Annotated in this window: 11 protein-coding genes; 8 read left to right on the top strand and 3 right to left on the bottom strand. The window is 67.7% G+C overall.

Features of this window, described 5'->3' with window-relative positions; genetic code table 11:
- Positions 1 to 64: 64 nt before the first annotated feature.
- The 4 genes from EJO71_RS28545 to mmsB are packed head-to-tail and all read left to right on the top strand — an operon-like array spanning position 65 to position 4,839.
- Entirely contained in the window at positions 65 to 1,588 is a 1,524-nt protein-coding gene (locus EJO71_RS28545) for a CoA-acylating methylmalonate-semialdehyde dehydrogenase (protein ID WP_125952030.1), read from the top strand.
- Positions 1,589 to 1,600: 12 nt separating this feature from the next.
- Complete coding sequence (locus EJO71_RS28540) at positions 1,601 to 2,755, top strand: acyl-CoA dehydrogenase family protein (protein ID WP_125952029.1); 1,155 nt, start codon at positions 1,601 to 1,603, stop codon at positions 2,753 to 2,755.
- Positions 2,756 to 2,783: 28 nt separating this feature from the next.
- Positions 2,784 to 3,899: an enoyl-CoA hydratase/isomerase family protein gene (locus EJO71_RS28535; RefSeq protein WP_125952028.1), complete on the top strand. Its 1,116-nt coding sequence runs from the start codon at positions 2,784 to 2,786 to the stop codon at positions 3,897 to 3,899.
- Between the two features lie 40 nt (positions 3,900 to 3,939).
- Positions 3,940 to 4,839, top strand: a complete 900-nt coding sequence (gene mmsB / locus EJO71_RS28530) for a 3-hydroxyisobutyrate dehydrogenase (RefSeq protein WP_125952027.1) — start codon at positions 3,940 to 3,942, stop codon at positions 4,837 to 4,839.
- Positions 4,840 to 4,860: 21 nt separating this feature from the next.
- Here the strand turns inward: mmsB and EJO71_RS34470 are convergent, their stop codons facing one another.
- Both EJO71_RS34470 and EJO71_RS28525 read right to left on the bottom strand, forming a co-directional pair.
- Positions 4,861 to 5,022 (bottom strand): hypothetical protein, encoded by a 162-nt coding sequence (locus tag EJO71_RS34470; protein WP_164546922.1) that lies wholly within the window; start codon positions 5,020 to 5,022, stop codon positions 4,861 to 4,863.
- The gene (locus tag EJO71_RS28525) at positions 4,994 to 6,301 is read right to left on the bottom strand and encodes an MCT family MFS transporter (protein ID WP_206169059.1); all 1,308 of its coding nucleotides are present in this window, start codon (positions 6,299 to 6,301) and stop codon (positions 4,994 to 4,996) included. Before EJO71_RS28525 ends, EJO71_RS34470 begins: the two co-directional genes overlap by 29 nt.
- A gap of 154 nt (positions 6,302 to 6,455) precedes the next feature.
- On the opposite strand from EJO71_RS28525, the gene gcvA reads away from it, so the two are divergent.
- From gcvA to EJO71_RS28510, 3 genes are read left to right on the top strand one after another with little or no spacing between them, the layout of a single operon-like run.
- Positions 6,456 to 7,439 (top strand): transcriptional regulator GcvA, encoded by a 984-nt coding sequence (gene gcvA, locus EJO71_RS28520; RefSeq protein ID WP_125952025.1) that lies wholly within the window; start codon positions 6,456 to 6,458, stop codon positions 7,437 to 7,439.
- A 29-nt stretch (positions 7,440 to 7,468) separates the two neighbouring features.
- Positions 7,469 to 8,107 carry a DUF1345 domain-containing protein gene (locus EJO71_RS28515; RefSeq protein ID WP_125952024.1) on the top strand — a complete coding sequence of 213 codons (639 nt, stop codon included), beginning with the start codon at positions 7,469 to 7,471 and terminating at the stop codon, positions 8,105 to 8,107.
- The gene (locus EJO71_RS28510) at positions 8,104 to 8,844 is read left to right on the top strand and encodes a hypothetical protein (protein ID WP_240651548.1); all 741 of its coding nucleotides are present in this window, start codon (positions 8,104 to 8,106) and stop codon (positions 8,842 to 8,844) included. Before EJO71_RS28515 ends, EJO71_RS28510 begins: the two co-directional genes overlap by 4 nt.
- 15 nt (positions 8,845 to 8,859) lie before the next feature.
- On the opposite strand, the gene EJO71_RS28505 is transcribed toward EJO71_RS28510, so the two are convergent.
- Positions 8,860 to 9,786: a LysR family transcriptional regulator gene (locus tag EJO71_RS28505; protein ID WP_125952023.1), complete on the bottom strand. Its 927-nt coding sequence runs from the start codon at positions 9,784 to 9,786 to the stop codon at positions 8,860 to 8,862.
- Positions 9,787 to 9,887: 101 nt separating this feature from the next.
- Between EJO71_RS28505 and metE the strand changes: the two genes are divergently transcribed.
- Positions 9,888 to 12,233: a 5-methyltetrahydropteroyltriglutamate--homocysteine S-methyltransferase gene (gene metE, locus EJO71_RS28500; protein ID WP_125952022.1), complete on the top strand. Its 2,346-nt coding sequence runs from the start codon at positions 9,888 to 9,890 to the stop codon at positions 12,231 to 12,233.
- Positions 12,234 to 12,333 lie beyond the last annotated feature (100 nt).

The raw sequence follows: 12,333 nt of genomic DNA, 5'->3' as shown, positions 1-12,333 counted from the left end.
GGATGCGTGACCGAACCGGCCAGCCCGGCACCCGATTTCACAGGATTCACAGGAGACAAACCCCATGGACGCCACCACCACGCCCTCGACCCAGGTCGCCACCGTCAAGCTGCTGATCGGCGGCAAGCTGGTCGAATCGAAGACCACCGAATGGCGCGACGTCGTCAATCCGGCCACCCAGCAGGTGCTGGCCCGGGTGCCCTTCGCGACGCAGGCCGAGCTCGACGCCGCCGTTGCCTCCGCCAAGGAAGCCTTCAAGACCTGGCGCAAGACGCCCATCGGCGCGCGCGCACGCATCTTCCTGAAGCTGCAGCAGCTCATCCGCGAGAACATGGGCGAGCTCGCCGCGATCCTCACGGCCGAGCAGGGCAAGACGCTGCCCGATGCCGAAGGCGACGTGTTCCGCGGCCTCGAAGTGGTCGAGCACGCATCGAACATCGGCAACCTGCAGCTCGGCGAGCTGGCCAACAACGTGGCCAACGGTGTCGACACCTACACGCTGCTGCAACCGCTGGGCGTGTGCGCCGGCATCACGCCGTTCAACTTCCCGGCCATGATCCCGCTGTGGATGTTCCCGATGGCCATCGTCACCGGCAACACCTTCGTGCTGAAGCCCTCCGAGCAGGACCCGATGGTCACCATGCGCCTGTGCGAACTGGCGCTCGAGGCTGGCATTCCGCCCGGCGTGCTGAACGTGGTGCATGGCGGCGAGGCGATCGTCAACGGCATCTGCGATCACAAGGACATCAAGGCGATCAGCTTCGTGGGCTCGACCAAGGTCGGCACGCATGTCTACAACCGCGCCACGCTGAACGGCAAGCGTGCGCAATGCATGATGGGCGCGAAGAACCACGCCATCGTGATGCCCGACGCGAATAAGGAGCAGACGCTCAACGCGCTGGCCGGCGCGAGCTTCGGCGCTGCCGGTCAACGCTGCATGGCCGTGTCGGTCGCGGTGCTGGTGGGCGAGGCGCGCAACTGGGTGCCCGAACTCATCGAGAAGGCGAAGACGCTGAAGATCGGCGCCGGCACCGAGAAGGGCGTGGACGTGGGGCCGCTGGTTTCGTGCGCCGCCTACGACCGCGTGAACAGCCTGATCGAACGCGGCGAGGCCGACGGCGCCAAGCTCGTGCTCGACGGCCGCAAGCCCACCGTTCCCGGCTACGAGAAGGGCAACTTCGTCGGCCCGACGATCTTCACCGGCGTGAAGCCCGGCATGACGATCTATGACCAGGAAGTCTTCGGCCCGGTGCTGTGCATTGCCGATGCAGAGAACATCGATGAAGCCATCGACCTGATCAACAGCAACCCGAACGGCAACGGCACGGCGATCTTCACGCAGTCGGGCGCGGCGGCGCGCCGCTTCCAGGAAGACATCGACGTGGGCCAGGTCGGCATCAACGTGCCGATCCCGGTGCCGGTCCCGATGTTCTCGTTCACCGGCTCGCGCGCGTCGAAGCTGGGCGACCTGGGGCCGTATGGCAAGCAGGTCGTGCTGTTCTACACGCAGACCAAGACGGTGACGGCGCGCTGGTTCGACGACAGCACCGTCTCGCACGGCGTGAACACGACCATCAGCCTGAAGTAAGAAGTCCGGCGGATGGACTTCGAACTTTCCGAAGAGCAGCGCGCCTTCGCCGAGAGCGCGCGAGCCTTTGCACAGGCCGAGTTCGCGCCGCACGCGGCGCAATGGGACGCGGAGGCCATCTTCCCGAAGGAGGCGATCGCCAAGGCCGGCGAGCTGGGCTTCTGCGGCCTGTACGCGCCCGAGCGCATCGGCGGCCTGGGCCTGCCGCGCCTCGACGCCGCGCTGGTGTTCGAGGAGATGGCCGCGGTCGACCCCTCGACCACGGCCTTCATCACGATCCACAACATGGCGACGTGGATGCTCGGCACCTGGGCGACCGATGCGGTCGCGCAGCAGTGGGGCGAAGAGCTGACGAGCGGGCGCAAGCTCGCGTCGTACTGCCTGACCGAGCCCGGCGCCGGATCGGATGCGGGCTCGCTCAAGACGCGCGCCGAGCTGCAGGGCACCGAGTACGTCATCAACGGCGGCAAGGCCTTCATCTCGGGCGCGGGCTCGACCGATGTGCTGGTGCTGATGGCGCGCACGGGCGGCGCGGGCGCGAGCGGCATCTCGGCCTTCGCGGTGCCTGCCGACGCGCCGGGCATCAGCTACGGCAAGAAGGAACACAAGATGGGCTGGAACAGCCAGCCCACGCGCACCATCAACTTCGACAACGTGCGCATTCCCGCGCAGAACCTGCTGGGCAAGGAGGGCGAGGGCTTTCGCATTGCCATGAAGGGGCTGGACGGCGGGCGCATCAACATCGCGACCTGCTCGGTGGGCGCGGCCCAGGGCGCGCTCGACGCGGCGCGCCGCTACCTGCACGAGCGCCAGCAGTTCGGCAAGCCGCTCGCGAGCTTCCAGGCGCTGCAGTTCAAGCTGGCCGACATGGCGACCGAGCTGGTCGCGGCACGGCAGATGGTGCGGCTTGCGGCATCGAAGCTCGACGCCGGCCATGCCGATGCGAGCACCTATTGCGCGATGGCCAAGCGTTTCGCGACAGATGCCGGCTTCAACGTCTGCAACGACGCGCTGCAACTGCACGGCGGCTACGGCTACCTCAGCGAGTTCCCGCTGGAGCGGCTGGTTCGCGATGCCCGCGTGCACCAGATTCTCGAAGGCACCAACGAGATCATGCGCGTGATCGTTGCGCGAAAATTGCTGGAAGGGGACAGCGACATCCGCTGAAGCCCCGCATCCGGAACCTCTCAAGACAATGACAGACAACGTAGTTCTCTTCGACGAAATCAAGACCGCCGGCGGCCAGCGCTTTGCCGTGGCCACGCTCAACGCACCGGCTTCGCTCAACGCGCTGTCGGTGGACATGGTGCGCCTGCTCACGCCCAAGCTGCGCGAGTGGGCGGGCGACGCCGGCATCGTCGGCGTGCTGCTGCAGGCCGCGGGCGAGAAGGCCTTCTGCGCCGGCGGCGACCTGCGCCAGCTCTACCAGACGCTGCTCGACTGCGGCCCCGCGCGCAACACCTACGCGGAGGACTTCTTCCGCGAGGAGTACGAGCTCGACTACCTGATCCACACCTTCCCGAAACCCTTCCTGTGCTGGGGCCACGGCATCGTGATGGGCGGCGGCGTGGGCCTGCTGGCCGGCGCCTCGCATCGCGTGATGACGCTGCAGAGCCGCATCGCCATGCCCGAGATCAACATCGGCCTGTATCCCGACGTGGGCGGCAGCTGGTTCCTGCGCCGCACGCCGGGCCGCACCGGGCTGTTCCTGGCGCTCACGGCCGCCAACGTCAATGCCGCCGACACCATTTTCTGCGGGCTGGCCGACGTGCTGGTGCCGCAGGAGCGCAAGGGCGATGTGCTCGAAGCCATCGCCGCGACGCAGTGGGCGGGCGAGCAGAAGGCCGACCGCGCCACGCTGTCGCGCATCCTCGCCAAGGCGGGCGAAGGCACCGAAATGCCCGCCTCGAAGGTGCGCGAGCACTACGACACCATCAATGCCCTGATGGCCGGCGACGACCTGCTCGACATCGCGAAGCGCCTGGGTGAGCTGCAGAGCGACGATGCATGGCTGCAGACGGCGGCCAAGACCTTCGCCAAGGGCGCGCCGAGCTCGGCCGCGCTGAGCTTCGAACTGTGGCAGCGCGTGCTGCGCATGTCGCTTGCCGAGGTATTTCGCCTCGAATACTGGGCCTCGCTGGGCTTCTGCGCGCACAAGGACTTCGCCGAAGGCATCCGCGCGGTGCTGGTCGACAAGGACCGCAACCCGCGCTGGAACCCGGCCACGCTCGAGGAGATCACGCCGGCCTTCATCGAAGACCACCTGCGTCCGCGCGGCGATATGCCGGCGGAGCTGGCGTCGCTGGCCTGACCCTCGCTACTTCCTGCACAGAACAACGGAGACAAGACACATGAAGATCGCATTCATCGGCCTCGGCAACATGGGCGGCCCGATGGCCATGAACCTGCTCAAGGCAGGCCATACGCTCAGCGCCTTCGACCTCTCGGCCGAGGCCTGCAAGAAGTTCGGCGCCGAGGGCCTGCCCATTGCGAAGTCGGCGGCCGAGACGGTGGCCGATGCCGAGGTCGTCATCAGCATGCTGCCGGCCAGCGCGCACGTCGAGGGCCTGTTCCTGGGCGGCGCCGGCAAGCCCGGGCTGCTCGACAGCATCCGCGCCGGCACGCTGGTGATCGACAGCAGCACCATCGCGGCGGCCACGTCGCGCAAGGTGGCCGAGGCTGCTGCGGCCAAGGGCATCGCGATGATCGACGCGCCCGTGTCGGGCGGCACCGGCGGCGCGATTGCCGGCACGCTGACCTTCATGGTCGGCGGCGAGACGCAGGACCTGGAGCGCGCCCGCCCGGTGCTAGAGAAGATGGGGGCCAACATCTTCCATGCCGGCGCGGCAGGCGCGGGGCAGACCGCGAAGATCTGCAACAACATGCTCCTCGGCATCCTGATGATCGGCACATCGGAAGCGCTGGCACTGGGCGTGGCCAACGGGCTCGATCCGAAGGTGCTGTCGGAAATCATGCGCCGCAGCTCGGGCGGCAACTGGGCGCTCGAGAAGTACAACCCGATGCCGGGCGTGATGGAAACGTCTCCCGCATCGAAGAACTACGCCGGCGGCTTCGGCACCGACCTGATGCTCAAGGACCTGGGCCTCGCGCAGGAAAACGCCGCCGCCGTGCGCGCGGCCACGCCGCTGGGCGGGCTGGCGCGCAGCCTGTACGCGGCCCACAGCCTCGCAGGACACGGCGCGCTCGATTTCTCGAGCGTGCTGAAGCTGGTGCAGAAGAAGGCGTCCTGAGCCGGACGCCGGCGGTAGCTGTCAGCCGTAGCGGGACTGCACGACCCACAGAAGGCAGATCACCACCACGAACAGCACGGTGAAGAGTACCCAGGCGCGCAGGATCGCCTGGTTCTCCGTGATCTCGACGGGGGCCGCCGATGCGGATGGCGGGCTAGAAGCGGCGGGCTGTGCTTGGGTCATGCGGCACTGTACTCCGCGCCGAACCCGCTGTGGCAGGCTTTGCAGAGGCGGAGGCATCCGCCCGCGACATGGACCACATGATGGCGGCCGCTACCAGGTTGGCGCCCACGCTGAACAGGATCGGCAAGAGGTAGCTTCGGCTGAGGTCGAACGCGTAGCCCGCCGCGGCCGGGCCTACCAGCGTGCCGAAGGCCACGCTGGTGTACAGCACGCCGATGATCGCGCCGATGTTGCGTCCGCCGAAGTAGTCCATCACCAGCGCCGGCAGCAGTGCGACGAAGCCGCCGTAGAACGCGCCGTAGAAGAAGGCGAACACGGCCAGCCCCCAGAAGCCGCTCGATGCGGCCCATACGAGCAGCGACAGCGCCATGCCGGTCGACATCAGCAGCATGGTCTGCGCGCGGCCCATGCGGTCGGCCAGCCCGCCGAGGAAGAATCGCCCGGCAGTACTTCCGACGCCGATTGCGCCCAGCAGCAGCACCGCCGAAGCATTGGGCACGCCATGGTCCAGCGCATAGGGCACTAGGTGCACGAAAGGCACGAACAGGCCGAACGAGCTGATGAGGCAGGCCACGTAGAGGCCGATGAAGCGCCTCGAGCGCACGGCATCGCGCACCGTGAAGCCCTCGGGTCTGGCCGATGGGGCCAACGGCTGCGGCGGATCGCCGTCGGGGCCCAGCCCGCGGTCGCGCGGGTCGTTCTCGATCAGCAGCGCCATGCCCACGCCCACCACCACGGCCAGGGCGCCGAGCGCCAGGTACGCGTGGCGCCAGCCCAGCGTCTCGATGAAGATCGATGCCAGCGGCGGCATCACTAGCGTGCCCACGCCGATGCCGCTCACGGCCAGCCCCGAGGCGAAGCCGCGCCGCCGGACGAACCAGCGCTGCACCGCACCCAGCACCGGCACGTACGAGGCGCCCACCCCCAGGCCGACGCCCAGCCCGTAGGCCAGGTAGATCTGCGTGAGGCTGCGCGCCTGTCCCGCGAGCGCCAGCCCCAGCCCGACCAGCACCATGCCGGCGACGGCCAGCCGCCGCGAACCCCAGCGGTCGGCCAGCGGCCCGCTGAGCACGCCCAGGCCGAAGTAGAGAAAACCCGCCAGCGAGAACACCAGCGAGACCGAGCCGCGCGAGGCGCCGAAGTCTTTCTGCAGCGATTCGAGGAAAGCGCTGAAGGTGTAGGCACAGCCGAAGCCGACGAAGGTCACGGCAAAGGCGCCCGCGACCACCAGCCAGCCACGGAACAGGCCTGCGCCTTGCGATGGAGAGGGGGTGTTCATCATGCGGATGTCTGAATCAGAATATCTAACGCCGTGGTTTCGGGAATTCGAGGCCAAGTGCTCTTTCTCGGCAAAACCAAAGTGGATGTTCCAGCTTCCGGGCCTCCACGGCAAACCAGAATTTCTGCTTCTTTCAGTTCAGATCGGCTAAACAATGGAACACCAACTTCCTCCGCTCAACGCGCTGCGCGCCTTCGAGGCGGCCGCCCGGCATCTCTCGGTGAAGAACGCGGCGGACGAACTCTGCGTGACCCCGGGGGCAGTGAGCCAGCTCGTCAAGACGCTGGAACTGCACCTCGGCGTGCAGCTGTTCCGCCGCGTCAACCGGGGCATCTTCCTGACCGATGCGGGCCAGGCCTACCTGCCGCCCGTGCGCAATGCATTCAGACAGATCAGCGACGCCACGCAGAAGGTGGCCGTGCCCCCGCAGACCGGCCTGCTCACCGTGAGCGCCACGCCGTTCTTCGCTTCCGCCTGGCTCGTGCCGCGCCTCAAGTCCTTCCAGGATGCGCATCCCGACATCGACCTGCAGGTGCTGACCAGCAATGCGCTGGCCGATTTCTCGCGCGACGGCGTGGATGTTGCCATCCGCCACGGCATGGGCCAGTACCCCGGGCTTGCGAGCCAGCGCGTGCTGACGGTCGAGATGGTGCCGGTCGCCGCGCCCGCGCTGGTCGCCGGGCATGGCAAACCGAAGCAGCCGGCCGACCTGCTGCGGTGGCCGCGCGTGAACGATGCCGATCGCAAGGGCTGGCGCCTCTGGTTCGAGGCGCAGGGCATCGACGATGCCGGCCCGGCGCGTGGGCCTTCTTTCGGCGATACCAGCCTGCTGCTGCAGGCGGTGCTCGCGGGGCAGGGCGCGGCCCTGCTGCCCGCCGCCATGATGGCCTCCGAGATCGCGCAGGGCCGGCTCGTCCAGCTCTCGAACGTGACATGGCTCGAAGACTTCGCCTACTACCTCGTGTGTCCCGAAGCCAGCCGCGACTGGCCGAAAGTCGTGGCTTTCCGTGACTGGCTGCTCGATGCGGTTCGCGAGAAGGGCGCTTCGTCAGGTAGCCGCAAGAGAGCATCGCCGACAGTCGCGGGTCAGCCCATCGCGCCGCCACGCCGGCAGCGCGCCGCGACCAGTCCTTCATGAAGCTCCAGCGACACAGATTCCTCCGCCAGATGGCCGCCCGGCCGCGACTCTTCATTGCCACGGCCATCGCCATTGCGACCGGCGTACTGCTGCCCTCGGCCGTTGAGGCCCATCTGGTCACAAGGCTGCTGATCGCCTGGAACACGGGAGCATGCCTGTACGTGCTGCTCGCCGCGGTCATGATGACCCGGTCGTCGCAGCAGCACATGCGCTACCGCGCGCAGCTGCAGGACGACGGGCGCATCGTCATCCTCGTGCTGGTGGTGGTGTCCGCCATTGCCAGCCTGGCCGCCATCGGCGGCGAACTCGCGGTGGTGAAGGACATGCACGGCCTGGAGAAAATTGCGCACATCGCGCTGGCGGGGCTGACGGTGGTGTCGTCGTGGGCCTTCACGCAGGTCATGTTCACGCTGCACTACGCGCACGACTATTACGCTGGCGTGGGGCGGGGGCGCAAGCCCGGTCTCCAGTTCCCGGACGACGAGCCGCCCACCTACGGCGATTTCTTCTACTTCTCGGCGGTGATCGGCACCTCGGGGCAGACGGCGGACGTGTCCTTCGTATCGAAGCCCATGCGGCGGATCGGCTCGGTGCACTGCATCCTGGCCTACCTCTTCAACACGACGGTGCTCGCGTTGCTCATCAACATCGGCGCGAGCATGTTTTGAACGCCCTTGCACGCCATCGCCGATTCGCCGCCGCGGCACTGCTGTGCCTCGTTCCGGCCGCCTGGGCCGACGACGAGCCGGCCGAGCTGGCGTTCAAGCTCACCGTGGGCGCTTACCGGGTTTCCGGCGGCGGCCTGCCGGCGGGGCCGGGGCTGGACATGAACCTGCGCTACACCTACGGCGACGGCAATGTCTGGGTCGGCTGGTTCCGCTCGCCGGTGCTCGACTTCGCGCAGCCGCGCGTGGGGTGGGACCACACCTTCACGCTGGGGCCGGTGCGGGTGCTGCCGTCGCTGCAGGCCGCCTCGGGCGGATTCGTGGGCGGCAGCCTGGCGGTGGAAACCGGCGACAGCTGGTTCGTCGGCACGGGCCTGGGCCGCACCAACCTGCGCAATTACGCGAACCTGAACTTCGACCCGAACGATTCGTACACGGTGTACGGCGGCTACAAGTGGACGGACGGCACGGCGCTGTCGCTCTCGCTCATTCGCGACAACCGGCTGAACCCCGACCAGCAGGACGTGCACCTGGTCTACCGCCTGCCGCTGCCCGAGCGGCAACGCCTGACCGTCGACCTGCTGGCCAAGCAGGGCACGGTCGACGGCCGGTTCATCCGCCGCGCGGGGCTGACCGTCACCTACGACTGGCCGCGCTGGTTCGTTCGCGCGGCCTACGACCCGAAGGTGAACTTCACCACGCAGAACATGGTGCGGCTGTCGGTGGGCACGCGGTTCTGAAGAGACGGAAAAAGCTCAGAGCAGCTCGATGCCCGGCAGGCTCTTGAAGCAGCTCTCGCGCGTGATGCGCACGAAGTCGGCGAGCCACGGCTGCGCCGAGGTGCCCTGCGTGCACGCCATGTAGAGCCGCCCCGTCAGCCCTTTGCTGCCCACGCGGCGCGCCGTGACGTAGCCGCGGTCGAGGTAGTTCTGCACCGCCCACAGCGGCAGCGTCGCCACGCCGCGCCCGCTCGCCACCAGCTGCAGCATCGCCACCGTGAGTTCGGTGGTGCGGCGATGCGCGGGCTCCACGCCAGCGGGCGCCAGCACCTGGCGCACGATGTCGAGCATGTCGTCGGGCACGGGGTAGGTGATGAGCGTCTGATCAGCGAAGTGCCGCGCGGTGAGGTAGGCCTTGGCTGTCAGAGGATGGTCGTTGCCGAGCAGCGCCATGATCTCGAAGCGGAACAGGGCGTGGTAGTCCACCGTTTCGCCGGGGTCTTCTTCGGACACGATCGCCACCTCGGCACGGTTCTGCATCACCAGCGCGATCGGGTCGGGGTGGAAGCCCGAGACGATGTCGAGCTCGATCTCGGGCCAGCGCTGGCGGAAGGCGTCCATGGCCGGCATGAGCCAGTCGAAGCAGGTGTGGCACTCGACCACGATGCGAAGTTGCCCGCTGCGCCCCAGCGCGAGCCGGGCCACGTCGCGCTCGGCTTCCTCCACGAGTGGCAGCGCGGTGTCGGCCAACTGCAGCAGCCGCAGGCCGGTGGTGCTGAACTGCGGCGGTACCGACTTGCGCTCGAAGAGCTGCGCGCCGTAGCGGTCCTCGAGCAGCTTGATCTGATGAGACAGCGCCGACTGCGTGAGGTTGAGCAGCTGTGCCGCGCGCACCAGGCTGCCGGTGTCGCGCAGCGCGATGAGCGTGCGCAGGTGGCGTATTTCGAGAATCGACTGCTGCATGAAAAATATTCAATCGAATGGGCAAAAGGTTTCGTTTGAATCATATGCCTCAAACGCCGACCATCGCTGATTCCCAAGATCAGCGACCGGATTACCTGCAAATGACCACCCGTACCCACACCCTCGGCTTTCCGCGCATGGGCGCCCACCGGGAACTCAAGTTCGCCCTCGAGAAGCACTGGCGCGGCGAGATCGACCGCGCCGCGCTCGAAGCGGTCGGCGAAGAGCTGCGCGCGCGCCACTGGCAGGCCCAGCGCGATGCGGGGCTCGACTTCGTGACGGTGGGCGACTTCGCCTACTACGACCACGTGGCCAACCACATCCAGCTGCTCGGCTGCGAGCCGGAGCGCTTCGGCTTCCATGGCGACGGATCCGAACTTTCGCGCTACTTCAAGATGGCGCGCGGCGTGGAGAGCGAAGTCGGCCACGTGCACGACGACAGCTGCAACCACAGTGCCGAAGGCACCTTCGCGCTGGAAATGACCAAGTGGTTCGACACCAACTACCACTACCTCGTGCCCGAGTTCAAGGCGGCAACGCAGTTCAAGCTCGCGTCGACGCGCCTCTTCGATGAAGTGGCACAGGCGCAGCAGGCCGGCCACGCCGTCAAGGCCGTGCTGCTGGGGCCGCTGAGCTTCCTGTACCTGGGCAAGGAAAAGGAGGCTGGTTTCGACCGCTTCTCGCTGCTCGAATCGTTGCTGCCCGTGTACGAGCAGGTGCTCGTGCGGCTGAAGCAGCAGGGCGTGGAGTGGGTGCAGATCGACGAGCCCATCCTCGGACTCGACCTGCCCGACGCCTGGCGCAACGCTTTCGAGCGCGCCTACTGGCAACTGGCCCGCAGCGCGCCGAAGCTGCTGCTTGCCACCTACTTCTCGCCGCTGTCGGACAACCTGCGCCTGGCCTGCCAGCTGCCGGTGGCAGGCCTGCACGTGGACGCCGTGCGCTCGCCGCAGGAGCTGACCGGCGTGGCCGACTGGCTGCCGGCGCACAAGGTCCTGTCGGTCGGCGTGGTGGATGGCCGCAACATCTGGCGTACCGACGTCGATGCCGCGCTGGCCAAGCTCAGGCCGGTGGCGGAGAAGCACAAGGGCGAGTTGTGGATCGCACCATCGTGTTCGCTGCTGCACGTGCCTTTCAGCCTCGCGGCCGAGACGAAGCTCGACGGCGAATTGAAGTCGTGGCTTGCCTTCGCCATCGAGAAGCTCGACGAACTGCGCGTGCTGCGCGCGGCCATCGACGGCGACGAGGCCTCGGTCGCTGCCGAGCTGGCAGCCGCGCGCGCGGCGGTGGCGGCGCGCCGTGCCAGCCCGCGCGTGCATCGCCCCGACGTGGCACTGCGGCTTGCGCGCAGCGTGGCCGGCGACGACAGCCGCGTGTCGGGCTTCGCGCTGCGACAGTCGGTGCAGCGCACGCGCTTCGCGTTGCCCGCGCTGCCCACCACCACCATCGGCTCGTTCCCGCAGACGGCGGACATCCGCGCCGCGCGCGCCGCCTTCAAGCGCGGCGAACTCGATGCCGCCGGCTACAACGAGAAGATGCGCGCCGAGATCGCGCTGGCCGTGCGCAAGCAGGAAGAGCTGGGCATCGACGTGCTGGTGCATGGCGAGGCCGAGCGCAACGACATGGTCGAATACTTCGGCGAGCAGCTCGACGGTTTCGCCTTCACCGCCAACGGCTGGGTGCAGTCGTACGGTTCGCGCTGCGTCAAGCCGCCGGTGATCTTCGGCGACGTGGCGCGCCCCGCGCCGATGACGGTCGAGTGGACCGCCTACGCGCAGAGCCTCACCAAGCTGCCGATGAAGGGAATGCTGACCGGCCCCGTCACCATCCTGCAGTGGTCCTTCGTGCGCGACGACCAGCCGCGTGCCACCACCTGCGAGCAGATCGCCTGGGCGATCCGCGACGAAGTTGTCGATCTCGAAGGCGCCGGCATCGGCATCATCCAGATCGACGAGCCCGCCATCCGCGAAGGCTTGCCGCTGCGCCGCGCCGGCTGGCCCGCGTACCTGAAGTCGGCCACGCGCGCCTTCCGCATCAGCGCCTCCGGCGTGCGCGACGAGACGCAGATCCACACGCACATGTGCTATTCGGAGTTCAACGACATCCTGCCGGAGATCGCGGCGATGGACGCCGACGTGATCACCATCGAGACCAGCCGCTCCGACATGGAACTGCTGCGTGGCTTCGGCGGTGAAAACGATTCGGGCGGCTTCCGCTATCCGAACGAGATCGGCCCGGGCGTGTACGACATCCACTCGCCGCGCGTGCCCTCGGTCGAGGAGATCGTCCGGCTGATGCGCAAGGCCGCCGACGTGGTGCCGCCTGCAAACTTGTGGATCAACCCCGACTGCGGCCTCAAGACGCGCGGCTGGCCCGAGACCGAGGCGGCGCTGTCGAACATGGTGGCGGCGGCGAAGTTGCTGCGCAAGGAATTGGCCCCGTCTTGACGAGGGAGGAGGCGAGGGAGACGGGAATGCGGCCGCGCCAATAATGGCTCCATGCTTTTCCCGAACCGTCTTTCTCCGTTCCGTTGCTTCCTGTTGCTTT

It is taken from the genome of Variovorax sp. 679 (genome assembly GCF_003952185.1).
Lineage (GTDB): Bacteria > Pseudomonadota > Gammaproteobacteria > Burkholderiales > Burkholderiaceae_C > Variovorax.
Note: the sequence above shows the minus strand (reverse complement) of the source record. Positions and strands in the feature narration are given on the sequence as shown.

What these genes read in the sequence shown, in the direction of transcription:
- EJO71_RS28545 (WP_125952030.1), top strand. Translation starts at nt 65, where the DNA reads ATGGACGCCACCACCACGCCCTCGACCCAGGTCGCCACCGTCAAGCTG.
- EJO71_RS28540 (WP_125952029.1), top strand. Translation starts at nt 1,601, where the DNA reads ATGGACTTCGAACTTTCCGAAGAGCAGCGCGCCTTCGCCGAGAGCGCG.
- EJO71_RS28535 (WP_125952028.1), top strand. Translation starts at nt 2,784, where the DNA reads ATGACAGACAACGTAGTTCTCTTCGACGAAATCAAGACCGCCGGCGGC.
- mmsB (WP_125952027.1), top strand. Translation starts at nt 3,940, where the DNA reads ATGAAGATCGCATTCATCGGCCTCGGCAACATGGGCGGCCCGATGGCC.
- EJO71_RS34470 (WP_164546922.1), bottom strand. Translation starts at nt 5,022, where the DNA reads ATGACCCAAGCACAGCCCGCCGCTTCTAGCCCGCCATCCGCATCGGCG.
- EJO71_RS28525 (WP_206169059.1), bottom strand. Translation starts at nt 6,301, where the DNA reads ATGAACACCCCCTCTCCATCGCAAGGCGCAGGCCTGTTCCGTGGCTGG.
- gcvA (WP_125952025.1), top strand. Translation starts at nt 6,456, where the DNA reads ATGGAACACCAACTTCCTCCGCTCAACGCGCTGCGCGCCTTCGAGGCG.
- EJO71_RS28515 (WP_125952024.1), top strand. Translation starts at nt 7,469, where the DNA reads ATGGCCGCCCGGCCGCGACTCTTCATTGCCACGGCCATCGCCATTGCG.
- EJO71_RS28505 (WP_125952023.1), bottom strand. Translation starts at nt 9,786, where the DNA reads ATGCAGCAGTCGATTCTCGAAATACGCCACCTGCGCACGCTCATCGCG.
- metE (WP_125952022.1), top strand. Translation starts at nt 9,888, where the DNA reads ATGACCACCCGTACCCACACCCTCGGCTTTCCGCGCATGGGCGCCCAC.